Source organism: Terriglobus aquaticus (assembly GCF_025685415.1).
Lineage (GTDB): Bacteria > Acidobacteriota > Terriglobia > Terriglobales > Acidobacteriaceae > Terriglobus > Terriglobus aquaticus.
This window is the reverse complement of record NZ_JAGSYB010000001.1, coordinates 2,355,569-2,378,700: the sequence shown is the minus strand read 5'-3', so window position 1 is coordinate 2,378,700 and position 23,132 is coordinate 2,355,569. Positions and strand designations below refer to the sequence as shown.

The window sequence follows — 23,132 nt, the reverse complement described above, 5'->3', positions numbered from 1 at the left end:
CATGCTTGGACATCGCTCGCTGGTAATGGCTGATTACATCAGCATCTTGAAACGCCGCGGCTGGATTGTTCTGATCCCTCTCGTCATTTTGCCGATCATCGCTGTTGCGTTCAGCTACACGATCCCGCCGCAGTACCTGTCGCAGACCTCGGTGCTGGTGGAAGGGCAGAGAGTTGCGGAAGGCATCGTGAAGCCGGTCATCTCCACAGATCTGGATAGCCGGCTCGGGTCAATGAAGGAACGGATTCTGAGCCGTTCCAGCCTTCAGCCGATCGTGGATCGCTACAACCTATATGCGGACAAGAAGGCGTCGATGGATGACCGCATCGACATGGCGCGCAAGAATATCGATGTAAAGACGATCGCTTCGGAGACGGGCCGCGGGCTCCCCGGGTTCTTCATCTCGTTCAAGGCCGGTGACGCGCACACGGCGCAGCAGGTCTGCACTGAGATCACGTCGCTGTTTATCAACGAAAGCCTGAAATCGTCTTCGGAAGCAGCGGGGGGCACGGTGGACTTCCTGCGGAGCCAACTGGAAGACGCGAAGCGCAAGATGGACGAGCAGGACGCGAAACTCGCGCAATTCCAAGTGCAGTATCTGGGGCGACTGCCGGGCGAAGAGGGCACGAACAGCAACATGCTCGCTTCCCTGAATGGACAGCTTGAGTCGATCACGCAGGCTCTGGGGAGCCTGCAGCGCGAGAAGGCGCTGACGGAAACCATGCTGGCGCAACAGGTGGCCGCCAACAACGAAGCGGCAAAGCAGACGGCCATGAGCGCGGGCACCGACGTGCCGACGGAAAGCCCGGTTGCTCAGCAGATCCAGCGCCTGCAGGCAGTGAAAGCGGAGATGCTGACGCACTATACGGCCAGCTATCCGGATGTGATTGCAGTAGACCGCCAGATTGCAGAGCTTCGCAGGTCCCTGCCCCGCCAGAGCGCAAGCCGACCGGGAAGTCCGGAAGTGGCCATCCGGGTCCCGGACACTCCGGCCATTCAGCAGCTCAAAGCGCAGATCCAGTCGGACAATCTGCAGATCGCCGAGAGACGTGCGCAGGAGGCTCAGATTCAGAGCCAGATTGGCTCGTACCAGTCCAAGCTGATGGCGAGCCCCGCCATTGCGGCGCAGTATAAAGAGCTGACGCGCGATAATGATACAGCGCAGGCGTTCTACAACGACCTCCGGAACAAAATCCAGACCGCGCAGATGGCGACCGACCTGCAGAACCGCCAGCAGGGCGAACAGTTCCGTCTGCTGGATGCAGCCAATCTGCCGGAAGCTCCGTTTTCGCCAAAGCGGCCGGTGTTTCTGGCGGCGGGTGCAGCCGGTGGGCTGGCGCTGGGTTTGGCAATCGTGCTCTTGCTGGAGTTCCGCGATACGTCGATGAGGAGCGAGCGGGACGTGTGGGCGTTTTTGGAATTGCCGGTGCTGTCGACCATTCCTCTTTCCGATCAGGTTCCGGGAACAGCTTCAACCGGCCGGAACTGGATCTCCCGTATGTTTCTGCGAAGGGTGAGGCGATCGAGCATTGCTGAACCTGCGAAAGCCTGAGTAGCCCAAAAGGGGAATGGCTGCGACCGGGGCGCTGACCTACTCTTCGTACTCATAGAATAAGAGTTCGCTGTGATGGTGTTCGATGATTGCGCAGCCCCCAGCCCCGCCAAGAGAGCAAGCACAACCCATGAGTAAGATTTACGAGGCACTGCTGCGTGCCGAGATGGACCGGATCGCCGAACTGAACCGGACCAAGACGCCCGAGGCAGGTGAGTCCTCAAGCCAGGCGGCTTTGCCGGGAGATGCCGCAACGGCGCTCCGCTCCGGGACCGGCGGCCGGTCCCGCGAAGAGTTGTCGGCCGCGTTGCTGCGGTCGGCGCAGTTGGTCGAGGCAAAGGCGGAGGATACCCCAAGTGGGCCGCGCGTTCGCAAGCTGGTGTGGGAGCCGGATGTAAAGCTGCTGCCAGCTCTGGAGCCTCGCGGTGCGCTGGTGGAGCAGATTCGCGTGCTGCGCTCGCGCCTATACGAACTGCGGCTGGACCACCCGCTGAAGACGGTGCTGATCACCAGCGGTGTACCCGGCGAGGGTAAGAGCTTTATTGCGTCGAACCTGGCGCTTGGCTTTGCGCGGTTCCGCAACCAGCGCGTGCTGCTGATCGACGGAGACATGCGGCGTGGACGGCTGCACAGCATCCTGGGTGCGGACCAAGGGCCGGGGCTGACCGATTACCTTACCGGCCAAACATCGCTGGACGATGTTTTGCAACAGATGCAGCTGCCGGACAGTGGACCTCTCAATCGGAGTTTCGCGTCCCTATCGTTTTTACCCAGCGGTTCGGATGCAGACAATGCGGCGGATCTTTCCGGCAATGGGCGGTTTGAGGGGTTGCTGCGATCCCTGTACGACCACTTCGATTGGATCATTATCGACTCGTCGCCGGTGACGCTGGTAGCGGATGGCGTAAACCTGGCGCGAGCATGTGACGGAGTGGTGTTGGTGACCCGGGCCGGTCAGACAAAGTATGAGGTAGCGCAGCGCGCACAGCAGGAGTTGAGAGCTTCGAAGATTGTGGGCGTGGTGCTGAATGCGGTCGAGGACGCCCCCCAGGTCGGCGGGTACTACGGCTACGACGGATAACGGAAGGGTGAACCGGGCGTGATCCGTTTCTTGAATGTCTATCTGCCCACCCGGGTGGTAGCGCTCTTGTTGGGCGAAACCATCGTGGTGCTGGGGTGTTTTCTGCTGGCGAGCCAGATACTGCTGGGGCCAGACATGGCGCTCGCGCTGGTGTACGAGGATGGCTGGCTGAAGCTGGCTGGCCTGACGCTGGTGATTGTGCTGCTGTCGTACTACTTCGACCTGTACGAGCCAGAGACGGTCTCAGTCCCGTTTCAGATCTTCTTCCGCATGCTGCTGGTGCTGGGCTTTTCCTGCTTTGTGCTCGCGGCGGCCATGTTTTTTTGGCCGGAAATCGCGATCCGGCAGAACCTGTACGCGCTTGGTTTCTTGCTGCTAACGCCGGCGTTGATGCTGTGGCGGCGCGCCTATGTGTGGATGGTCAACTTGCCCGGCTTGCGGGAACGGGTGTATGTCCTGGGCGATGGCGAACAGGCGCAGTCGATCGTGGAGCTGCTGCGCACCCGGCGCGACGTGGGCATGGAAGTGCTCGACTGGCGACCGCTGACCGAAGAAGAAGCGACGAGGCGCCGCGAAGTTTGGGGTGCCGAGATCAAGCGACTGCTGGCGGAAAAGAAGCCGCTGCAGCGCATCATTGTGGCCCTGGAAGAAGCACGCGGACAGATGCCCGTAGACGAGTTGCTGCAGGCCCGGTTACACGGTGTGCGGGTCGAGCGCGTGGGCGAAGTGAAGGAACAACTGATCGGCAAGATCCAGTTGTCCGGCCTGCAGCCGAGCACCATGTTCTACGGCGAAGGATTCCGCGTGAAGACCGGCGTGCAACTGACGCGCGTGCTGGTTTCGGGCCTGGTGGCCGGTTGCATCCTGCTGGTGTTTCTGCCGTTCTTTCCGCTGGTGGTACTCGCGGTTCGACTCAGTTCGCCGGGGCCCATCTTTTTCCGGCAAACGCGTGTGGGCATGGGTGGCAAGCCTTTCCATGTGTACAAGTTTCGCTCTATGCGCACAGACGCGGAGGCGAGCGGCGCCAAGTGGGCGGTGAAGAACGATCCGCGGGTGACGCCGATCGGGACGTTTCTCCGGAAGACGCGCATCGACGAGGTTCCGCAGTTGTGGAACGTGCTGCGCGGCGATATGGGCCTGGTGGGACCGCGGCCGGAGCGGCCGGAGTTTGTGCCCTACCTGGCGGAAAACCTGCCGTTCTATAACCTGCGGCACCTGATTCGTCCGGGCCTGACCGGCTGGGCACAGGTGCGGTACGGGTACGGAGCCACGCTGGAGCAGGCGCGCGAGAAGCTGGAGTACGACCTGTACTACATCAAACACATGACGCTGGGTCTGGATTTGCTGGTCATGTTCGAGACCATCAAGACCGTCGTGCGGAGACGCGGGCAATAGCGACGCGGGCGTAAGAGCGGAGTCGCGGACAATATTCCGTGTACGCCACGTAGAGATGGCGGAGCGACCAGTAGAGCGCTTCGGGCAGCACCTGGTTTTTGCGGAGATCGGCGCAGCGGCTAACCAGGTACTCGAAATAGGTGTCATCTGCGAAAGTTTCTTCCCAGCAGAGGCGGGCCATGGCTCCCATCCTGGCGAAGTCGTCTTCGCGCTCGGCGACGATCCGTTCCAGATGATGCAGGTGGCTCTCTGCAACACGGATCGAGAACTTCTCCCATGGCAGACCTTCGGGCCAGATCCACCGATCGGCGATGACAATCGGGGCGACGCCACTGCGCATAGCTTCAAAGAGCCGGATGCTGCCAGCGCCAACGCCCCGAGGGCACAGGCAGAAACGGGACCGGGCGAGCACCCTGGAAAACTGTTGTTCGCGATCTTGCCGAACTTCTTCGGAGCAAGCCCAGTAGTTGAAGGTAGAGGTGTCTTCCAGGAAGATGTCTTCGCGCTGGAACCGCATCGCCATGAGCTGACGCCGGACGGGATGCGACATGCGACCGACAAAGCTGAACAAAAGGTCTTTCGGGATGTTCTCGGCGGACTGAATCGCAGGATTGTAGTGACCGGAGAGGGCATAGGAGCCAGTGACGCACCGGCCCGTATTCCAGCGGCTCTCCAGTGCGGATTCGTACACACCGCGATTGAGCAGAAGAGGTTTGTCGCGGTAGGAGACGGTGAAGCATTTGCCGGGAAAGCGGCTGATTAACGGATGGTGCAGGGTTTCTCGCACGTAGCGATCCTGGCTGGACTCATTTCCGATGCCGCCGATCAGGATAAGATCGGCATCTTCGGGTCGCTCAACAAGCGAGTGGCGACGATCTGACAAGTCATAGACGCGCAGCAGGTTGGCGCGCACTTTTTCCGCTTCGGGATCGGGGTAGGAACTGAGCAGGACTTTAAGGGAATGCGGGGTGGCCACTCGCGCAGTGTATGCGGAAGCCAGCGGCCGCGCGAGTGTTCTAGCCGACACGTGCTGCCTAGGGGTTGTACAGATGCATGGATTGTGGGAGCAGGCTTAGCAACCCGGGTTAGAGTTTCGGAAAGCCCTGCATTGGAGCGCCTGTTTGTGAGGCAGGGCAGGGTGACAGGACGATGAAGGGGAAGAGGATGTTGCGTTGTGGGGCGGTGGTGTTGCTGGCCGGGATGGTGTCAGGTGGGGCAATTGCAGTGGCGCAGACTTCGAGCGCTACGCCGGCGGCGGACACGAGTGTGATCCTGACCGATGGCACAGCGCAGGTGACCCGGGTGGTGCCGGTGCCGGGCACCGTCAGTGTGGAGGCGCAACGCAGCCTGGCGAAGGCCTGGCCGGACGACCCGACGGTGCAGTCGCTGGAGGATCGGCGCAAGGGTACGGATGTGTGGCAGGCCGGGGCCGGGAAGGCGTTTGAGAAGCTGTACCCCGTGCAGGTGGAGGCCGCTACGGTGGCTGGCGTCCCGGTGCGGATGATTACGCCGAAAGAATTGCCGACGGCGCATGCGAACCGTGTGCTGATCAACCTGCACGGTGGTGGATTCAATTCCGATTCAGGATCGCTAACGGAGTCGGTGCCGGTGGCGGCGTTGTCGCGGACCAGAACGATTGCGGTGCTCTACCGGTTGGCTCCGGAGCATCCGTTTCCCGCGGCGCTGGACGATGCGATCGCGGTGTATCGCGAGGTGTTGAAGACCCATAAGCCTGCGGATGTGGGTATCTTCGGGACGTCGGCGGGAGCCATCCTGACCGGTGAAGTGGCGGTGCGGCTGAAGCAGCTTCACCTGCCCGAGCCGGGAGCGCTGGGCATCTTTTCGGGCTTTGGCGACTGGGCGAACCGTGGAGACTCCGAGGCCCTGTTTGGCCTGCGCGGTCTGGCCGGACACCTGGACGTGCCGAAGCCACGCACGCACGATGAGTACGCGGGCACGACGGACCTGAAGGACCCGGTGCTATCACCCATCTATGCGGACCTGAGCGGGATGCCGCCGACGCTGTTCATAACCAGCACCCGCGATCTGCTGTTGAGCGGAACGGCGACGCTGCACCGGGCGTTTCGCCGGGCGGGTGATGATGCGGAGTTGATCGTGTTTGAAGCACTACCGCACGCGTTCTGGAACGACCCAACGCTGCCCGAGACGAGGGAAGCGGACGAGGCGATGGCGCAGTTTTTCGAGAAGCACCTGGGACGCTGATCCGCTTCAGGCGAGCGGCCGGGTCGTGCACTGGCTCAGCAGAGCGTGGCAGGCTAACGGCTCGGCAGTTGCCGTGCGATTGCCTGGTAGCGGGGATCGGAGCCGAGGGCGTCGAACTCCGGGTAGCAGCGTATCCAGAGCAGATCGGGTGCATGCTGATGGACGGCGATGGTGAGTTGAGTGAGGGCCTGCTCGCGGTCTCCCACGGCCATGTAGGCGGTGGCGAGTCGGAAGGCCGATACGTACCCGGTGCGACTCTGCTGCTGCAGGCGCTCCAGTTTCCAGCGGGCTATGCCTGAGACACCAGAACTGCGGTATGCGTCGCTGATCTGTGCGGCAGAAGCTTCGTCTCCATCGGAGCGGTAGGACTGCTCGAGGAAGTCGGCGTACTGCGTGGGATTTCCGCGATACAGGGAGATGAGCGCGAGGTTGTAGAGCAGGCGAGGATCGTGCGGGAATGCTTCCAGGCGAGCCCTGCCTTCGGCGAAGGCTTCGTCATACCGGCGTGCTTGCAGCAGCGCCTGGCTCATGGCCCACGGCTTTGAGAGCGAATCGAGGCGCGATGCTGTTCGTTGCATCTCCACGGCATCCTGCTCACGGTGAATCGCCGCAAGCATCTTCGACTGAAAGTGATAGATCTCGGCGTTCGCAGGGTCGAGTTGGCGGGCGCGCTCGCACTCCGGGTTGGCGACCTGGTATTGCCAGGTGTTCAGGAAGAGAGAGCCACACTGCGCGAGGTGAACTTCCGCAAGATTCGGAGCGAAACGGAGAGCTTTGGCGGCTGCATCCTGCTGCAGACCCAGGGCAGCGGTGGGATCGATGCGGCCGTTGACGAGCGTTGCGCCATAGTACATGGACATGCCTGCCCAAGCTGCGCCGTAGTCGGGCTCGATCTCAATGGCGCGCTTGAAGTAGTCCGAGGCTGCGAAGGGGTGCCCGCCGAACCAGAGATATTGGCCGTGCAGGTATGCCTCCTGTGCCCTGGGGTCGTGACCGGGGACGGCCGTGTTTCTGGAGTGCGAACCAATAAGCCGCGGGACGGCGATGGTAGCGGTTGCCACTGCAAGGAGGAGCAGGAAGGCGTAAGCCGCATAGCGCTGGTAGCGGCGGGTCGGCCGATCGGCTCCGGTTGGTTTCGCAGTGGTGTCTGCGGACGCGGGGGTTGAAGGTGGCGCTTGTGTGGGGGAGGGATCGGGCGGCGCTGCGGGCGTCGGCGCGTCCGGCTGGATCACGGGAGCGATGAAGCGGTAGCCGGAGCGCTGGACGGTTTCGATGTAGCGGGGAGAATCGGCGGAGTCGCCCAGCGCTTCCCGAAGCTTGCGAACGGACTTGTTGAGGCCGTGCTCGTAGTCGACAAAGGTGCCTGGAGGCCAGAGGCGCTGCTGGAGGACTTCGCGGGTGAGCACGGCACCGGGCTGTTCGAGAAGCGCTATGAGCAGGTCCAGCGGTTGTGGAGCAAGACGGATGCGGACGCCGTTGCGATAGAGTTCGCGAGCCTGAACGTCGAGCTCAAAGATGCCGAATCGGATAGTCGTCTGTGGCTGCAGTACGGGCATAGGCTCGATTCCGGCTGGCTTTGGGCGCAATGGTACCACCGGAACTGAGCGGTGCCCGACGACTTTGAGCCGCATTGCCGCGGGGAGGTGAAGCAGTAAGTGGAGATGATCGAAGCGGTTACGTGGGGAGCTAGAAGTTACCCGCCGGCCATTGCTTCCCTAAGTGGGGTGCGCCAGGATGCGGACGTTCTCTGGTGCGGATTGGTTGGAAGCACCGAAGACAACAGGAGAGTCACCCCATGAAGTTGCAAATGGCCGTGCGCAAGCTGCGCGTTCGTCTCGTTCTTATTCCCACTCTCGTCTTGTTCTGCTTCGCTGCTTTCGCCACTCGGGCCAATGCGGCATGCGGTGCTCCCCAGGGCACCCGGGAAGGCGCGGCGAAACTGCCGCTGTTCTTCGGCGCAGATGAGGAACCCTTGTTTATCAACCCGAGCATCGTGGGCATGTGGCACGCGATCTACACCATTGAGGGCACGGACACCGTCTTCAATGACAGCTTCAAGACCTGGCACATCGACGGCACCGAGGTCGAGAGTGCGTTTCTTAGCCCGGAGGGCGGCAACGTTTGCATGGGCGTGTGGAAGTCGGCTGGCGGCCGCAGCGTAAAGCTGCACCACCTGGGCTGGCTGTTCAATCCTGCGACGCCTTCGGCGACGGCGACGAACTACTTCACCATGGACGAGGTAGTGACGGTCGCGCCGAACGGCAAGACCTACACCGGGACGTTCGACTTCAAGGTGTGGAACCTGGACGGCACGGCGACACCGACGGAAGTGAAAGGCACGATCGCAGCGACACGCATCCGGTTGTAGCTGCTTGCTTTCGCAGATGTGAAACGCCTGCCGCTTCCGCTTGGAAGTGGCAGGCGTTGTGTCTTGACTGGGGTGCGAAAGGCTTACGCGGAGGCGAGCTGGTCCTGCTGCTTGGCGGCCTCTTCCTTGTACCAGGCGACGGTCTGTTCTAGGCCGGCGCGGAAGTCTTCCATGGGCTTGTAGCCGAGTTCTTCACGGCCGCGGGTGATGTCGGCGAGGGAGTGCTGTACGTCGCCTGTGCGGACGGGGCCGTACTGCGGCGGGTGCGGGAAGCCGAGGATTTCGGCAAGGCCGTGGTACAGGTCGTTCAAGGTGTGGCTGTGGCCGGTGCCGACGTTGAAGACGCGGCCGGTGGCAACTGAGTCGGGCGCGGTGGCGGCCAGCAGGTTGGCCTGCACTGCGTTGGCGACAAAGGTGAAGTCGCGCGAGACGGAGCCGTCGCCGTTGATGGTGGGCGTCACGCCGGCCATCATCTTGTAGATGAACTGCGCGATGACGCCGGAGTAGGGCGAGTCCGCAGCCTGGCGCGGTCCGAAGATGTTGAAGTAGCGCAGGCAGACGCCCTGCATGCCGTAGACCTTGCAAAAGCTCTGGATGTAGTACTCGCAGGTGAGCTTTTGCACGGCGTAGGGCGAGAGCGGCATGGGCGCCATGGTCTCGACCTTGGGCTGCGTGGGCTGATCGCCGTAGGCCGAGCTGGACGCGGCGTAGACGATGCGGCGGACCTTGGCATCGCGCGCGGCGAGCAGTACCTGCACGGTGCCGTTGATGTTGTTGTTGTGCGAGGTGAGCGGGTCCTGCACAGAGCGGGGAACGGAGGCGAGGGCGGCCTGGTGCAGCACCACATCGGCGCCTTCGCAAACGGCGCGCATGAGTGCGCCGTCCTGGATGTCGCCCTGGTGGAACTCGACCGAGGAGCGAATGTCTGCGAGGTTTTCAAGCCGGCCGGTGACCAGGTTGTCTACGCCGCACACTTCGTGACCCTGCTCAACAAGTTTGTGGGCGAGGGAAGAGCCGATGAAGCCTGCGATGCCGGTGATGAGATAGCGTGCCATGGGTGTTTTCAGATGAGCACGGCGCAGGGATTCACGACGGCTCTATGCCTTCCAAGATGATTTGGAACCAAGCTATTCCATGGTAGCGGAATCGCAATCCCACCTTTTGACTAGAAATGAATCATTGGAGAAAGTGGGGCTGGTGAAATAATGGGCGGAGCATGTCTGCCACTCGTGTGTCCTCCCTGTCTGCCCCTCGCCTGGAACGCCTGAAGAACCGTAGCGCCGCAATCGGCATTATCGGATTGGGCTATGTCGGATTGCCGCTGTCGATGCTGCTCGCGGAGGCGGGCTTCAAGGTGACGGGCTTCGATATCGATCAGAAAAAGGTCGATAGCCTGATGGCGGGGAAGTCGTACATCTTCCGCATCCCGTCCGAAGAGATCGAGAGCATCCGCAGCAAGGGCTTTACGGCGACGGCGGACTTCAGCAAGCTGACCGACATGGATGCCATCATCCTGTGCGTGCCGACGCCGCTGAACGAGCACCATGAGCCGGACATGTCGTACATCGTGGATACGGCGAAGATGATCGCGCCCTGGCTGCAGGCCGGGCAGTTGGTCGCGCTGGAGAGCACGACCTATCCGGGCACGACCGAAGAAGTTCTGATTCCGCTGCTAGAGGCCGGCAACAAGCAGGGCCTGAAGGTGCAGGGACCGGAAGGCGAGCCGGCCGAGTCGGGCGTGTTTTACGTTGCGTTCTCGCCGGAGCGCGAAGATCCGGGCAACACGACCACGGCGCGCCACAACATTCCCAAGGTAGTCGGTGGTCACGAGCCGATTGCGGCGGAACTGGCGGCAACGCTGTATGAAGGCATCTTTACCCGCGCGGTTCGCGTGTCGACCACGCAGGCAGCGGAGATGACGAAGCTGCTGGAAAACATCTATCGCTGCGTGAATATCGCGCTGGTGAACGAGATGAAGGTGCTGGCGCTGCGCATGGGCATCGACATCTGGGAAGTGATCGATGCGGCGGCGACCAAGCCGTTCGGCTTCCAGGCCTTCTATCCGGGCCCCGGTTTGGGTGGTCACTGCATTCCGATCGACCCGTTCTACCTGAGCTGGAAGGCAAAGGAGTTCGGCTTCCACACGCGGTTTATCGAGCTGGCCGGTGAAGTGAACGAGGCCATGCCGGAGTTTGTGGTGGCGCAGGTGGCGAAGGCTCTAAACAAGCACAAGAAGCCGCTGAACGGCGCCAAGGTGCTGATGCTGGGTATGAGCTACAAGAAGGACATCGACGATCTGCGCGAATCGCCGTCGCTGACCCTGATTGAGCTCCTGCGCGATGAGGGCGCCGAGGTGGTGTACAACGACCCGTACCACCCGACGGTGGGCCGCGGCCGCAAGTACAACCTGAACATGACGTCGACGCCGCTGGAGAACCTGGGTCAGTACGACTGCGTGCTGATCGCGACGGATCACACGGACTACGATTACGCCCGCATTGTGAAGGAAAGCCAGTTGGTGGTGGACTCGCGCAACGCGACGAAGGGCATTCAGGCGGACAACCTGGTGCGCTGCTAAGTCAGGGGCGAGTGCCCGCCGGCGGGCGGCCGTTTCGAGAGAAGGAGCACGTCAGGCCCGTTTGAACGTCCAACGTTCGCGCGGGCCTGTTTTGCCGAGGCGAATGAAAGCCGGTGCTGGGTCTGCGGCAACGGCTTTGGCGAAGTGGTGAGGGTATGGGTACAGGTCTAGGACATTACATCCCGATCGTCGCTTACCTCGGCTTCTGGATCATGTGCATTGTGTCGCTTACCGGGCGGCCGGTGCTCGGCATGTATTACGTGATGCCGTTCCTGCCGTACCGGACGATGCGATTTCACTTCGAGGATTACCCGCTGGCGTCGCAGACGGTGACGTTGCTGGTGGTCTGCGTGATCCTTGGGGCGTTCTTCAAAGGCAAACGGCTTCCGCCTTCGGCGTTATATCCGGTGTGGATCCTGTTTGTGGTCTACCTGTATGTGTCCATGTGGCTGGGCGGCATTATGGGCAACGCTCCATTGCCACTATGGCTGAACGACGCCAACCTGGTCACCTGGAAGGACTATCTGATTCTTCCGATGGTCCTGTTTGCGGCCAGCATGGTGCTGGAAGACCGCAAGCAGATACGGACCGCTCTCATCGTGGTGGCGATCTCCACGGCGCTGGTCGATCGAAGCGCGTTGCTGGAGAGCCTATCGCACAGTTGGGCTGTGTTCGATGAGAACAAGCGGACCAGCGGCCCGATTGCCTATGGGCCGAATCAGCTGGCCGCGTTCCTGACGCAGTTTGCGATGTTCTTCTGGGCGTTTGCGCGGGTGCTGAAACGCTTCAAGACGAAGTTCTGGTTCTACGTCTTGACAGGCTTCACGCTGATCACGATGCTGTACGCCTTTTCGCGCGCGGCATACATTGCAACGCTGGTGGCAATTGGCGCACTGGCGCTGCTGAAGGATCGGAAGCTGCTGGTTGTGCTGGTTGTGTTCCTGGTGACGTGGCAAACCGTGGTGCCAACCGCGGTAAGCGAACGCGTGAACATGACGCACGATGCGAACGGGCAACTGGAAGCGTCGGCACAGGAGCGCGTGGACCTGTGGACCCAGTCGCGCGACATGTTCATGAAGAATCCGGTCACGGGAATCGGCTTCGGATCGTTCCAGTTCGGCGAGCACACGGACAACCTGAAGGACACGCACAACTACTATGTGAAGGTGCTGGTGGAGACCGGCCTGATCGGGTTCCTTATCTTCGCGGCGATGCTGTTCATCATGTTTAGCGCGTCCTGGAAGCTGTTCCGTACGGCGAAGCTGGCCAAGGATCCACTCTACGAGGCGCTGGGCCTGGGTATGCTGCTGCTGCTGACTTCGGCGCTGGTGCTGAACGGCTTTGGCGATCGCTGGAGCTACGTGGAGATCAACGGGCTGATGTGGGTGGTGATGGGCGCTACGCTGCGGGCACAGGTGTTGGTGAACGAGTTGAACGGCGCACCATCGGGCCAGCGCAAGAAGTTAGGACCGCCGCGCAAATTCGCCACCGCCGTACCCGGTCCGCCGCGGCTTGTCCCGCAGACGCGCTAGGTGTGCGAAGAGGGAAGCACGTTGTTGATATAGCCTTCGGAGCCACGCTGGCTGACACACTGGCCGGGATTGCCCAGGATGAGCGAGGACGGTTGAACGTTGAAGTTTACATAGGCTCCCGGTGCGATGAGCGAGTCGTGTTCGACGCGCACCTTGCCGACGATGAAGGAGCCTGCACCGACCCACACGCGATCCCCGAGCACGGGCGCGCCCTGGTTGGCGCCGCGGCTGGTGGCACCGATGGTTGCGCCCTGGTTGATGTTTACGTTGGACCCGATTGTGGCAAAGGGACTGATCACCACGCCGCCGAAGTGGCCCAGGTACAGGCCGGGTCCGATGCGCGTCTGCGGCGAGATGTCGAAGCCGTAGCGGAAGCGATAGTGATTCAGAAGAATGCGGTTGTACAGGTAGGCGAGCAAGAGAGGCGAGCGCTTGCGAGCGGAGTAGAAGGTGACTTTGCGCAGGTACCATGTGAACCGGAAACCGGGTTCGTGCCACCACGCGCTGAGGAAGGCGCCCGCGCTGGTGCTTGCGCGATAGCGGTATACGTCCGCGCGCAGCGTTTCCCAAAGCTTCATCGGTTGGATCCGTGTTCGAGAGGTGCGAGGGTCATGGCAGATTGCGGGGATAGTCGCCGATGAGTATACCGTCAGGTGCCGCAGCTGCTGGAGACCGCAAGAAGGTAGCGCTGCTGTACCACGAGCTGCGGCCCCAGGGGTCGGCCTATTCGTACGTGTTGCCGTGTGCCCGGTTTGAGCAGCAGCTGCGGATGATGGCAGAGCTGCCGGCCACGTCCTATGAGCCGATTGTCACGTTCGATGATGGGCACGTCTCGAACTACACGTATGCGCTGCCGGCTCTCGAAGCATCGGGCCGTTCGGCTTTCTTCTTCATCACTGCCGGGTGGACGGGTGTGCGCCCGGACTACATGGACAAGACGCAGTTGCGTGCTCTGCACACGGCGGGGCACGGCATTGGAGCGCACGGCTGGACGCACACGCTGCTGACGCAGTGCAGCGCAGCGGATCTGCGGCACGAACTGGTGGATGCGCGATCGGCCCTGGAAGACGCGATCGGCGCGCCGGTGACGAGCCTTTCACTGCCGGGAGGGCGCAGCAATGCGGCGGTGATCGAGGCATGCCACGAGGCGGGGTATACGACCGTGTGGACGTCGGTACCGGGAGCAGTGAAGAGCTCCAGCGAGGCGACGGTCGGTCGATTCAACATCCTGGCAGGACACAGCGACGCGTTTCTGCAGCGCTTGCTGGACCCCGCGAGCGGGGAACTGGCGCGTGCGGCCCGCGTGGGACGGTGGAAGGCCATGGCACAACGAGTGATGGGCGATGCCGCGTACGCGCGGTTGTGGGCGTTGCTGAACCGCAAAGAAGGCGATGCGACGGACCCGGGAGCGCAGCGAGTGGACGGGGCGCTGTGAACGTTCTGCAACTGATCAGCAGCGGAGGCATGTACGGGGCGGAGGCGGTGATCCTGAATCTGTCGCACGTGCTGGAACGCGAAGGCGACCGGAGTGTGATCGCCAGCTTTGCCAATGCGAGCCAGCAGATGCACGAGCGAGCACAGGCCGAGGGACTGACGTCCGTGCTTGTGCCGTGCAGCGGGCAGGTGAGTGTACCGACGGTGCATGCGATTCGCGAACTGGTGTCGAAGTACGGCATCGATGTGGTGCATGCCCATGGGTACAAGGCCGATGTGTACTGCTGGGCGGCGCTGCGCGGCGGGCAGGTGCCGATGGTATCCACTTGCCACACCTGGTACGACAATGATCTGGCGGTGCGTGTGTATGGTGCGGTAGACCGGTGGGTGTTGCGGCAGTTCGCAAGGGTGGTGGCGGTCTCAGCGGAGGTGGAGCAGCGCCTGCTAACAAGCGGCGTTCGAGCTGACCGGGTGCGGCGCATTCGGAACGGCATCGATCCTGCAGTGTTCAGCGACGTGGCGAACGGCCGTGCTGGAGCGCACCGCACGTCGTTGCGCGTGGGACTGGTGGGACGGCTTTCGCGTGAGAAGGGTGTGGACGTGTTTATCGAGGCTGCGGCTGAAGTGCTGCAGACCTTGCCTGACATCGAGTTTGTCGTTGTGGGCGAGGGACCAGACCGGCCTCAGCTTGAGGAACAGATCCGGAAGCTGAGGATCGAGTCCCGGCTGCGCCTGCTGGGCCACCAGGAAGCGATGCTGCCGGTGTATGCAGGGCTGGACCTGATGGTGTCGGCGTCGCGGCAGGAGGGCTTGCCGGTCGCATTGCTCGAGGGCACGGCGAGCGGGCTGCCGCTGGTGGCGACCACTGCGGGTGAGATTCCTACCTTAGTGGTGCCGGGTGAGACCGGGCTGCTGGTGACTCCCGGAGATGCGCACGCCTTGGCGGCTGCCATGCTGCGGCTGCTGAGCAGCGAGACTGAGCGTCTGGCGTTTGGCCGCAATGCACGCGCGCGTATCGTGCAAGAGTTTTCTGCCGACCGGATGAGTGCGGACTATCGCGAGGTGTACCAGCAAGCCGCGCGTTCGGAGCGGCGCGCATGAGTCACAGCCCGGTGAGGTTGCGCGTGTACATGATGGACCTGTTAGCGACGGTGCCGTACTACACGGCGTACCTGTCGCGAGCTCTGCTGCAGCACGGCGTGGACGTAAGCGTTGGGTCGATCACGTACTACCTGGACCTGCACTGCTTCGACAGCCGCGGTCTGACGTTGAAGCCGGGCTGCATGGATGTGGTGGGGCGCTTCCCGCGGTTGCCGCGCACGCTGCGCCGCCTGTTGAAGGTGGCGGAGACCGCATTGAATCACGGTGCGTTGGGTGCGAAGTTTCTGGTGCGTCCGCCCGATGTGCTGCATGTGCAGTTTCTGCCGATGTTCTTGTCGCGCGCACCCATGGACCTATGGCTGATGCGGCTGGCACAACGGCGCGGTGCGCGCGTGGTGCTGACCGTGCATGACCTGATGCCGCACAACACCGCCGATCTGCACCGTGCAAAATTTGAGGATCTGTATCGCAGCGTGGATCGCCTGATCTGCCACTCGGACTCGATCCGCGCGCGACTGCAGACGGAGTTCGGGATTGCGAATGAGCAGGTTGACGTGATCCCGCACGGGCCGTTCTTTTACGATCTGCCGCTTGCTGACGAGGATGGGGTGCGCAAGGGGTATGGGATCGCCGATGGCCAGCAACTGGTGCTTTGGCAAGGCATCCTGTCGGCGTACAAGGGTCTGGACCTGTTGCTGGAGGCGTGGGCAGCGGTAGAGGCGGAGTTTGCGGGAGCGACATTGGTAGTCGTGGGAACAGGGTCGACGGAGCTGACGGATGCGGTACGGGCCCAAGTGACTCGTCTTGGGCTGCACCGCGTGGTGCTGGACTTGAGGTTTACGTCGACAGAAGAGCTGGTGGCGCTCTACAGGGCGGCGTCGGTCGTGGTGTATCCGTATCGCGCGATTACGACGAGTGGTGCGCTGGCGACGGGTGTTGCGTTGGGAAAGACGATCGTTGCGAGCGACCTGCCGGTGTTTCGCGAGTTGCTGACGAACGAGGAAGATGCCCTGCTGGTCGAGCCCGGCGATGTCGAGGCGCTGGGTCGGGCGATGCTGCGCGTGCTGCAGGATGCGGGTCTGCGAGAGCGGCTGGCCGCCGCGGTACGGCAAAAGGAGTTCGGCTCCGAGTCGTGGAAGAGCATTGCGGCGCAAACCGAGCAGGTGTACGTGAAGGCGTGCGCGGCCGGTAGCAGAGAGAGGTCCGCCGCTTGAGCAAAGTGGATGTGGTAATGGCCGCCTACAATGCCGCCCGATACTTGCCCACGTCGATTGGGAGTGTGCTGGCGCAGACGGAGCCGGATTGGCACCTGGTGCTGGTGGACGACGGATCGACGGATGACACGGAGGCCGTAGCGCGCGAGTACAAGGAGCGGCTGGGCGATCGCATGACCTACGTGCGGCAGAAGAATGGTGGGCCGTCGGCGGCGCGCAACACCGCGATCCGGGTTTCCAGTTCGCCGCTCATCGCCATGCTGGACGCGGACGATGTGTGGTTGCCGGACCGGTTGGCGCGCGCGGTCGAGATCTTTGAGCGCGAACCGACGGTTGGGCTGACTTACGGCGGGATCACGCGTTTTCGCGAGCCGGATGTGACGGTGGATACCTTCTACGGCAACAGCGGCAAGGCCGAAGGCTACGTGGCGGAGCGGATTTACACGCGCAGCATGGAAGTGCCCTGTTCATCGGTGACGATCCGGCGCAAGTGCCTGGAGAGTGCGGGCATGTTTGACGAGACAATGCACGCAACCGAAGACCGGGACCTATGGCTACGCATTGCCCAGCGGTTCAAGGTTGGCTTCGTCCCGGAGGTGCACGTGCGGTATCGCATGTCCGCCTCTTCGCAGTCGGCAGACCCTCTACGCATGCTGCAAACGCAGCGCTTCTTCGTGGACAAGCACTATGGCGAGCCCGGTTGCGGCTGGCGTCCAAGGCAGGAAGCGTTGGCTCGCATCTATCGCCAGCAGGCGGAAGGTTTTGCGGATCGCAAGGAGTTTGGAACTGGCCTTCGGAACGCCTTGCATGCCCTGACGCTTGCGCCGTGGCAGACGGCCAACCTGCGCACGACCGCGTCGATTACCTTGCGTTCGTTGCGGAAGCGGTAGGAGACGGCTTCTCAATCAGGATGGGCGGAAGCTCGACTTCAGATTGCGGATGGTTTGGAAGAGATCGCGGCCGCCCGGAAGCAGGAACAGGATGAGAGCGAACAAAGCATAGCTGACCACAAGCACGCCCGCCACTGCGGGGAGCTTGTGTACGTTGCGCATCCAGTACAGGGCCGCCGCTACGAGTGGCGAGGCGATCAGGAACGGCAGGATCGTGCGGGCCAGATGTCCGCGGCCGATGTAACCGCGACGGGTCATGATGTAGAGAATGAGAGGGGTTTGTAGGAAGAGGAACGCGAGTGCGGAGCACTTGGCGACGCCATAAGCACCCCAGTGCGCCCCGACGGCAAACGAAGCGATGCCGATGAGGGAAGAGACGACTGAGTAGCGCATCTGCTCGTCGGTGCGATTCTCGGTGGTGAAGACCCAACCGGTGCTGGAGAACAGCGGCGCAAGCAGGCCCCCCAGACAGACCCAGGCAAAGATGGGAGCGGCGCCGGTCCAGTGAGGGCCAAGCATGGCGCGAATGATGGGCTGTGCCAGCAGAACGCACCACAGCATGGCGGGCATGGTGGCCAGTAGGGCCAGCCGAAGCATGGTCTGGTACGAGCGGCGGAAGAGCTCGGGCTGATCGTGGAGCTTGGATAGCAGCGGGATAGACACCTGGTTGATCGGTGCCAGGAGTTGGTTGAGCGGCTGCACGGTGAGCGTGTAGCTGCGGTCGTAAAGGCCGAGTTCCGTCTTGCCGGCGACGACTCCGACGATCATGTTGTCGGCCGTCATGCTGAAGTAGGTGGCCAGGTTGACGACCGTCAGATTGCGGCCGAAGCGCATGTGCTGGGTGACGGAGGTCTCGCGCTGGAATGCGGTTGGCCACCATCGTGCAAACGAGAAGGTGATGATGACCATGGTGAACGACGAGGCAAGCTGGCCAAGCACCAGCGACCAGTAACCGAAACCGGTGACCGCGAGCGTGATGGTTACGGTGGTAGCGGCGCAGAGGCTTGCCAGATCGCCGATGACCAGGGCCGAGTACTGCAGGCGGCGCTTCAGCAGGGCGTTTGGCACCATGTTCAGGGTGCTCAGCACGAGCATGCCGCCCAGCGCGATCACGATGCCGACGGTGCGCGGCTCATGATAGAAACGGCCGACCAGCGGGGAACCCAGCGCCATGAGGAGGGCCAGGCCGATGCTGACGGCAAGGTTGCGCCAGAAGAGAGAAGAGACCTGGGACCGCGTAATGTCGGGCGAGCGGACAATGGCCTGGCCGAAACCGATGTCGTTGAAGGTGCTGATGAATCCGAGAATGGGTGAGACCATGGCGACCAGGCCATACTCGGCGGGGCTGAGAAAGCGCGCTACGACAGCGGCGGAGCCGAAGCGGACGACGAACTTGATCGCCTGGGCGCCCATGGTGGCGAAGCTGCCCTGCACGGTGCGACGCTTCAGGTCCTGCTGGTCGAAGGCGAAATCGAGCTGATCCGGCGGTAAGGTTTCCGCCGCTTCCACGGTGTTGGTACTCATGGCGCCTCTTTAGTTGCCGACGACGGAGCGAATCACGTCGAGGTAGGCGTGGCCGTGGACCGAATCCGGCTCAACGTAGTTGCCCTCGGCCCACTCGTTCCAGGCTTTGAGGAAGACGATACGGTGTTCCGGGGTGTTTCCGGCAACGCGATCCACAGCCTTTTGCAGGTACTGCCGGAACAGTTCCGGAGTTTCGCCTTCATAGACGACGCCGCGGTGAGCAGAGCGCGGCGTGTTGTCCCAGCCGGGAAGAACACACGGCAAGAAGCGCTCGCCTTGCGGCATGTCAGCCATGGCGTGCGCGACCACGTCGCGGTACTCAATGCGGGTTGGGCGCAGCCACGATTTCGGCTTGCGGCGATTGAAGCGCTCGCCGAAATTCAGCTCTTTCCAGCGGCGGTTCCAGTTCGTGTCCCGCGTGGCACGGCCCTTGGTCTCCAGGTAGTCCTGGGGAGCAAGCGGTGTTACTGCGTCGAAAGGAGCGAGCAAGTCGGACTGCCAGGGATCGACGCCGTGCTTGTAGCGGTTGGAGATGGCGACGAAGTAGAGGCCCGGGTAGCCGGCTTGCGCGGCGAGCTCGCGCCAGTGATCGATGAAGGCAGACGACGAAGGCAGGTCGTGCGGAGCGAAAATGACAAACATGGGTTTGCCATCGACCTTGAGGTAGCGCGGGTCCTCAAACGCCTTCTGCGCCCAGCGGAAGTGGGCTTCTTCGTCGGCGCGTCCGGGGTAGGTCTGCTCCATAAGGAGCGATTTCGGATTGCCGTGCCAGATGCCGGTCCAGGACTGATTGGCCCAGGCGAGGCAGAACGGAAAATCGGGTTTGCCGCTGTCGCGAACCTCTTCAAAGGGGCGTTCGATGATGCGGCGGCCGTTGCCGAACCAGTAGTGCCAGTAGCAGAACGCCTCAACGCCGGCGGCGCGGGCAAGTTCCGCCTGATGCTCGCGGGTTTCGGGGACGCGAAGGTCGTAGAAGCCGAGGTCAGCCGGCAGACGCGGCTGCCGATGTCCGCGAAAGAGCGGCTTGGCTTTTGCGACGTTGGTCCACTCGGTGAATCCGGGACCCCACCATAGATTGTTCTCGGGGATGGGGTGGAACTGCGGCAGGTAGAAAGCAATGATGCGGGCGGCGAGAGAGCTCATAGGGCGAACACGGATAGCGGGCCTTCGCAGCGCATGGCCACCTGCAGCCGCCGGACTTTCCTAGGGTGAACCAACGCGATTCTAGCATTGGCAGACGCGCGAAGTGACGTACCAGAACGGGTCAGGCAGCCCGCCCCGAGCGTGTTAGATACGTGGCGAGCAGGGTGCGCAAGGCCTTGAGCCGGACTTGCGGGCCGAAGCGAATGGCTTGCAGAAGATCGTGGCGAGCGCCGGGCTTGCCCTGTTTCCAGCGGGTGTAGCCGCGGTAGAAGTAGTTGAGCCCGATTTCGCGGTGCATGATGCGACGTGTGCTCTGCGGCATGGGCTCGTTGCCGAGCAAGGAGTGAAACGCGCGGATCAGGTAGTTCTGCAGTTTTTCACCGTTGCCGGTGATGTTCTGGCCGGTGCCTTCGGTGCGGATCATGAGCGGTTCGTTGACCCAGGCCACTTTGCCGCGCAAAGTCATCTTGGTGAACAGCTCCACGTCTTCGCAGGCGAGCATGGTCTCGTCGAACAGGCGGCAGGCTTCCATGGCGTCGCGGCGAAACACCATCGCGGATGGAAACAGGAAGCGGGATTGGATGTAGGCGTCGGTGACGTCGCCTTCGCAGGTTAGGGGGCGCTCGGCGAGGAAGGAAGGCTTTGTGCTGCCATCGGCGTACTCCACGCTCAGGTCCGTGAAGACGATGGTCACGGCCGGATCCTGAAAACGCGGCATCTGGCGTTCCAGCTTGTCCGGAAGCCAGGCGTCATCGGCATCCAGTAGAGCGACGAACTCCGACTGCGACGCGCGGATGCCGGTGTTGCGAGCGCCGGGCAGGCCCTTGTTCGCCTGGCGGATGTAGCGAATGCGGTCGAGGTAGGGCTGTATTACCTCGGCGGTGTTGTCGGTGGAGCCATCGTCAACCACGATGACTTCGAGATCGGTATAGGTTTGCGCGAGAGCACTTTCGATGGCGCGCGGAAGGTAGCGAGCGCAGTTGTAGCTGGGAATGATGACGGAGACGCTGGGGTGCATGCCGTAGGCCCTGGAGGTGGAGTGTTGCTCGACCTGCTGATCGAGCCGTTGCAGTAGCGCCGCGTCATCGGGAAATTTGCGGGCAAAGTGATCGGCTGAGCGCAGCAGAAGAGGGACGTCGTGTTCGCCCAAGGTGCGCGGATGTGCGTGCTGGCCGCGCCAATCGGTGTAGCGCAGGTTCTTTGCATCGAGGCGCACGTCTGCTCGATTGAGCAGGAAAGTGTGATAGATCGCCTCCTCTGGGGAGGGGCGCGATGCGAAATGGCGATGCAATCGCTGCCACGTCGGATCGTTCGCCAGCAGAAGGTGGGCGACCTTGCGACGCATGGTCATCCAGGCATCGCCGGCGAAGCAACGCAGGCCATCGTGGAAGGGTGTGAACCGCCGGATCAGCCAGGGCGCCGTGAAGCAGTACCGTTCCGCAGGCACGTCGAAGCGGCGGGCGATGGTATACGGCAGGTACGGGATGGCCACGTAGCGGCGAAACGCAAGCTGCTGGTAGCGTGGCTGCGCGAAGGGGAAGGCTCCGCCTGGCCGCTCCGACGAGTATGCAGACGAGGCATAGGTGATTTCGCGATTGTCGAGGTAGCCGTCGACGCTGCTGTTCTGAAGCTGGTGGAGGATGTGCTCCGCGGTTTGGATCGGGTAATCGGCGGCGCTGAGTGAGACGAACCAGTCGGGGTCGCCCCAGCCGTCGTTGCGATCTGTGTACAGCAGACGGAGGGCGGCCATGAGCGAATCGACGACGCCGATGGTGCCCCAGCCGCTGTTGACCCACTGGTCAACGAAGCGAACGTTAGCAGGAAAGTCTGCCCGATTGAGTGCGGCTTTGCCGAAGTCATGATGGATAGCGATCGGCGGATCGCCGAACATGTGATTCAACCGGTGACACAGTCGAATCGCCTGAGCGGGAGCCGTATGCGTGACGAGTACGAAACCGATGGGCGGCTTCATGAAGCAGTCTGCACGCCTCGCGGAACCAAGCTGCGGTATACCGCAATGATCTCTTCGGCGAAGTGTTCCGGGGAGTAATCCCGCTGGACCAGGGCAGCGGCCTGTTGGCCCATGCGTTGTGCGAGTGCGGGTTCGTTGATCAGCGAGAGGATGCGGTCCGCCAGGGCCTGCGCGTCGCCGTGCGGGACCAGATAGCCGTTCTCGCCAGGACGAATGATCTCGGGGATGCCACCTACCTCGGTAGCGATGACGGGCTTGCGTTGTGCCATGGTTTCGAGGATCGAGAGAGGGAAGCCCTCGCGATGCGTCGACAGGACGCAAAAGTCCATGATGCCGATGAGCGGCTTGACGTCTTCGCGATGCCCCGCAAACACGAAGCTGCTCGCGATGCCGAGCTTGTGAAGCAGCGCGGAGACTTCCTCGTAGTGCGCGCGATTCACGTCGACCATACTCTTGTCGCCAACGATGAGGAAGCGTGTGTCGGGGCGTTGCTGCAGCACGAGTGCGGCCGCATGGGCCAGAGTCGGGTAGTCCTTCTGCGGGTTGACGCGGGCGACCATGCCGACCACAGGCGCACCCTCCGGAATGCCAAGATCGCTGCGGAGCTGTGCAGAGGTTTGCTGGTCAGCATTGGGGGCTGGAACAGTTACCGCGTCGTAGATGACTCGCGCTTTGCGCTTGCCGCCTGGTATCGGTGAGAAGTCCCTCGCCTGTTTGGACACGAAGATGAATGCCTGAACCGTGCGAAGGATGAGCCAGTCTTTCCACAACGGGCGAGTCGGATACACGTTGCGCACATGGCTGACGCGCTTGGCCCCTGCAAGCATTGCGGCAAAGCCGCAGGTGATCGCACCGTTGATTTCAGCGAAATGAACGATGTCAGCACCGGCGTCGCGGAGTTTGGACGCAACCAGTTTGGACTGCTGATAGAAGCGGCCGAAGTGGCGCAGGCTCGGTACGGGCTGCTGGTACAGGACCGTCTCAATGCCGCGTTCCGCAAAGGCGGGAGCAACGTTGGCGTCCTGCATGCAGAACGCGACATGATCGATTTGGTGCCTCGTCGCGTCAACAAGGCGAAGTGTGGCAATCTCGACGCCGCCGATGCCAGCCCAGGGCATGATGTGC

19 protein-coding genes are annotated in these 23,132 nt (G+C 62.4%); 11 read left to right on the top strand and 8 right to left on the bottom strand.

Annotated features, from left to right (window positions below):
• The first annotated feature begins 1 nt into the window (after nucleotide 1).
• The 3 genes from OHL12_RS09965 (at nucleotide 2) to OHL12_RS09955 (ending at nucleotide 4,028) form a co-directional block, all read left to right on the top strand.
• Nucleotides 2-1,552 (top strand): GumC family protein, encoded by a 1,551-nt coding sequence (locus tag OHL12_RS09965; protein WP_263413669.1) that lies wholly within the window; start codon nucleotides 2-4, stop codon nucleotides 1,550-1,552.
• 130 nt (nucleotides 1,553-1,682) lie between these two features.
• Nucleotides 1,683-2,633 carry a tyrosine-protein kinase family protein gene (locus OHL12_RS09960; protein WP_263413668.1) on the top strand — a complete coding sequence of 317 codons (951 nt, stop codon included), beginning with the start codon at nucleotides 1,683-1,685 and terminating at the stop codon, nucleotides 2,631-2,633.
• Nucleotides 2,634-2,651: 18 nt separating this feature from the next.
• Complete coding sequence (locus tag OHL12_RS09955) at nucleotides 2,652-4,028, top strand: TIGR03013 family XrtA/PEP-CTERM system glycosyltransferase (RefSeq protein WP_263413667.1); 1,377 nt, start codon at nucleotides 2,652-2,654, stop codon at nucleotides 4,026-4,028.
• Here OHL12_RS09955 and OHL12_RS09950 read toward each other — a convergent pair.
• A complete protein-coding gene (locus OHL12_RS09950; protein WP_263413666.1) occupies nucleotides 3,997-5,004 on the bottom strand; it encodes a glycosyltransferase family 47 protein in 1,008 nt (335 codons plus the stop codon). The genes OHL12_RS09955 and OHL12_RS09950 overlap by 32 nt on opposite strands.
• Before the next feature lie 188 nt (nucleotides 5,005-5,192).
• Here OHL12_RS09950 and OHL12_RS09945 point away from each other — a divergent pair, with 188 nt between their 5' ends.
• The gene (locus OHL12_RS09945) at nucleotides 5,193-6,251 is read left to right on the top strand and encodes an alpha/beta hydrolase (protein ID WP_263413665.1); all 1,059 of its coding nucleotides are present in this window, start codon (nucleotides 5,193-5,195) and stop codon (nucleotides 6,249-6,251) included.
• A 53-nt stretch (nucleotides 6,252-6,304) separates the two neighbouring features.
• Here OHL12_RS09945 and OHL12_RS09940 read toward each other — a convergent pair whose 3' ends face one another.
• Nucleotides 6,305-7,807, bottom strand: coding sequence for a winged helix-turn-helix domain-containing protein (locus tag OHL12_RS09940; RefSeq protein ID WP_263413664.1), 1,503 nt, complete (start codon nucleotides 7,805-7,807; stop codon nucleotides 6,305-6,307).
• Between the two features lie 239 nt (nucleotides 7,808-8,046).
• On the opposite strand from OHL12_RS09940, the gene OHL12_RS09935 reads away from it, so the two are divergent.
• The gene (locus OHL12_RS09935) at nucleotides 8,047-8,619 is read left to right on the top strand and encodes a hypothetical protein (RefSeq protein ID WP_263413663.1); all 573 of its coding nucleotides are present in this window, start codon (nucleotides 8,047-8,049) and stop codon (nucleotides 8,617-8,619) included.
• 83 nt (nucleotides 8,620-8,702) lie between these two features.
• Here the strand turns inward: OHL12_RS09935 and OHL12_RS09930 are convergent, their stop codons facing one another.
• Nucleotides 8,703-9,674 (bottom strand): SDR family oxidoreductase, encoded by a 972-nt coding sequence (locus OHL12_RS09930; RefSeq protein ID WP_263413662.1) that lies wholly within the window; start codon nucleotides 9,672-9,674, stop codon nucleotides 8,703-8,705.
• A gap of 161 nt (nucleotides 9,675-9,835) precedes the next feature.
• Between OHL12_RS09930 and OHL12_RS09925 the strand changes: the two genes are divergently transcribed.
• Nucleotides 9,836-11,197 (top strand): nucleotide sugar dehydrogenase, encoded by a 1,362-nt coding sequence (locus tag OHL12_RS09925; protein WP_263413661.1) that lies wholly within the window; start codon nucleotides 9,836-9,838, stop codon nucleotides 11,195-11,197.
• Nucleotides 11,198-11,352: 155 nt separating this feature from the next.
• The gene (locus tag OHL12_RS09920) at nucleotides 11,353-12,729 is read left to right on the top strand and encodes an O-antigen ligase family protein (protein ID WP_263413660.1); all 1,377 of its coding nucleotides are present in this window, start codon (nucleotides 11,353-11,355) and stop codon (nucleotides 12,727-12,729) included.
• On the opposite strand, the gene OHL12_RS09915 is transcribed toward OHL12_RS09920, so the two are convergent.
• On the bottom strand, nucleotides 12,726-13,307 hold the full coding sequence (locus OHL12_RS09915) for a serine O-acetyltransferase (RefSeq protein ID WP_263413659.1): 582 nt from the start codon (nucleotides 13,305-13,307) through the stop codon (nucleotides 12,726-12,728). The two genes, OHL12_RS09920 and OHL12_RS09915, sit on opposite strands and share 4 nt — an antisense overlap.
• 59 nt (nucleotides 13,308-13,366) lie before the next feature.
• Between OHL12_RS09915 and OHL12_RS09910 the strand changes: the two genes are divergently transcribed.
• The 4 genes from OHL12_RS09910 to OHL12_RS09895 are packed head-to-tail and all read left to right on the top strand — an operon-like array spanning nucleotide 13,367 to nucleotide 17,368.
• The gene (locus OHL12_RS09910; RefSeq protein WP_263413658.1) at nucleotides 13,367-14,164 is read left to right on the top strand and encodes a polysaccharide deacetylase family protein; all 798 of its coding nucleotides are present in this window, start codon (nucleotides 13,367-13,369) and stop codon (nucleotides 14,162-14,164) included.
• Nucleotides 14,161-15,264, top strand: coding sequence for a glycosyltransferase family 4 protein (locus OHL12_RS09905; RefSeq protein WP_263413657.1), 1,104 nt, complete (start codon nucleotides 14,161-14,163; stop codon nucleotides 15,262-15,264). The genes OHL12_RS09910 and OHL12_RS09905 overlap by 4 nt, the downstream gene beginning before the upstream one ends.
• On the top strand, nucleotides 15,261-16,478 hold the full coding sequence (locus OHL12_RS09900; protein ID WP_263413656.1) for a glycosyltransferase family 4 protein: 1,218 nt from the start codon (nucleotides 15,261-15,263) through the stop codon (nucleotides 16,476-16,478). Before OHL12_RS09905 ends, OHL12_RS09900 begins: the two co-directional genes overlap by 4 nt.
• Before the next feature lie 5 nt (nucleotides 16,479-16,483).
• Nucleotides 16,484-17,368, top strand: coding sequence for a glycosyltransferase family 2 protein (locus OHL12_RS09895; protein WP_263415114.1), 885 nt, complete (start codon nucleotides 16,484-16,486; stop codon nucleotides 17,366-17,368).
• A gap of 15 nt (nucleotides 17,369-17,383) precedes the next feature.
• Here the strand turns inward: OHL12_RS09895 and OHL12_RS09890 are convergent, their stop codons facing one another.
• From OHL12_RS09890 to OHL12_RS09875, 4 genes are all read right to left on the bottom strand, one after another.
• Entirely contained in the window at nucleotides 17,384-18,892 is a 1,509-nt protein-coding gene (locus OHL12_RS09890) for a lipopolysaccharide biosynthesis protein (protein ID WP_263413655.1), read from the bottom strand.
• A gap of 9 nt (nucleotides 18,893-18,901) precedes the next feature.
• A complete protein-coding gene (locus OHL12_RS09885; protein ID WP_263413654.1) occupies nucleotides 18,902-20,035 on the bottom strand; it encodes a glycosyltransferase WbsX family protein in 1,134 nt (377 codons plus the stop codon).
• Between the two features lie 121 nt (nucleotides 20,036-20,156).
• Nucleotides 20,157-22,007 carry a glycosyltransferase gene (locus OHL12_RS09880; RefSeq protein WP_263413653.1) on the bottom strand — a complete coding sequence of 617 codons (1,851 nt, stop codon included), beginning with the start codon at nucleotides 22,005-22,007 and terminating at the stop codon, nucleotides 20,157-20,159.
• Nucleotides 22,004-23,125, bottom strand: a complete 1,122-nt coding sequence (locus tag OHL12_RS09875) for a glycosyltransferase family 4 protein (RefSeq protein WP_263413652.1) — start codon at nucleotides 23,123-23,125, stop codon at nucleotides 22,004-22,006. Before OHL12_RS09875 ends, OHL12_RS09880 begins: the two co-directional genes overlap by 4 nt.
• Nucleotides 23,126-23,132: the final 7 nt, after the last annotated feature.

What these genes read in the sequence shown, in the direction of transcription:
- OHL12_RS09965 (WP_263413669.1), top strand. Translation starts at nt 2, where the DNA reads ATGCTTGGACATCGCTCGCTGGTAATGGCTGATTACATCAGCATCTTG.
- OHL12_RS09960 (WP_263413668.1), top strand. Translation starts at nt 1,683, where the DNA reads ATGAGTAAGATTTACGAGGCACTGCTGCGTGCCGAGATGGACCGGATC.
- OHL12_RS09945 (WP_263413665.1), top strand. Translation starts at nt 5,193, where the DNA reads ATGTTGCGTTGTGGGGCGGTGGTGTTGCTGGCCGGGATGGTGTCAGGT.
- OHL12_RS09940 (WP_263413664.1), bottom strand. Translation starts at nt 7,807, where the DNA reads ATGCCCGTACTGCAGCCACAGACGACTATCCGATTCGGCATCTTTGAG.
- OHL12_RS09935 (WP_263413663.1), top strand. Translation starts at nt 8,047, where the DNA reads ATGAAGTTGCAAATGGCCGTGCGCAAGCTGCGCGTTCGTCTCGTTCTT.
- OHL12_RS09930 (WP_263413662.1), bottom strand. Translation starts at nt 9,674, where the DNA reads ATGGCACGCTATCTCATCACCGGCATCGCAGGCTTCATCGGCTCTTCC.
- OHL12_RS09925 (WP_263413661.1), top strand. Translation starts at nt 9,836, where the DNA reads ATGTCTGCCACTCGTGTGTCCTCCCTGTCTGCCCCTCGCCTGGAACGC.
- OHL12_RS09920 (WP_263413660.1), top strand. Translation starts at nt 11,353, where the DNA reads ATGGGTACAGGTCTAGGACATTACATCCCGATCGTCGCTTACCTCGGC.
- OHL12_RS09915 (WP_263413659.1), bottom strand. Translation starts at nt 13,307, where the DNA reads ATGAAGCTTTGGGAAACGCTGCGCGCGGACGTATACCGCTATCGCGCA.
- OHL12_RS09910 (WP_263413658.1), top strand. Translation starts at nt 13,367, where the DNA reads ATGAGTATACCGTCAGGTGCCGCAGCTGCTGGAGACCGCAAGAAGGTA.
- OHL12_RS09900 (WP_263413656.1), top strand. Translation starts at nt 15,261, where the DNA reads ATGAGTCACAGCCCGGTGAGGTTGCGCGTGTACATGATGGACCTGTTA.
- OHL12_RS09890 (WP_263413655.1), bottom strand. Translation starts at nt 18,892, where the DNA reads ATGAGTACCAACACCGTGGAAGCGGCGGAAACCTTACCGCCGGATCAG.
- OHL12_RS09885 (WP_263413654.1), bottom strand. Translation starts at nt 20,035, where the DNA reads ATGAGCTCTCTCGCCGCCCGCATCATTGCTTTCTACCTGCCGCAGTTC.
- OHL12_RS09880 (WP_263413653.1), bottom strand. Translation starts at nt 22,007, where the DNA reads ATGAAGCCGCCCATCGGTTTCGTACTCGTCACGCATACGGCTCCCGCT.
- OHL12_RS09875 (WP_263413652.1), bottom strand. Translation starts at nt 23,125, where the DNA reads ATGCCCTGGGCTGGCATCGGCGGCGTCGAGATTGCCACACTTCGCCTT.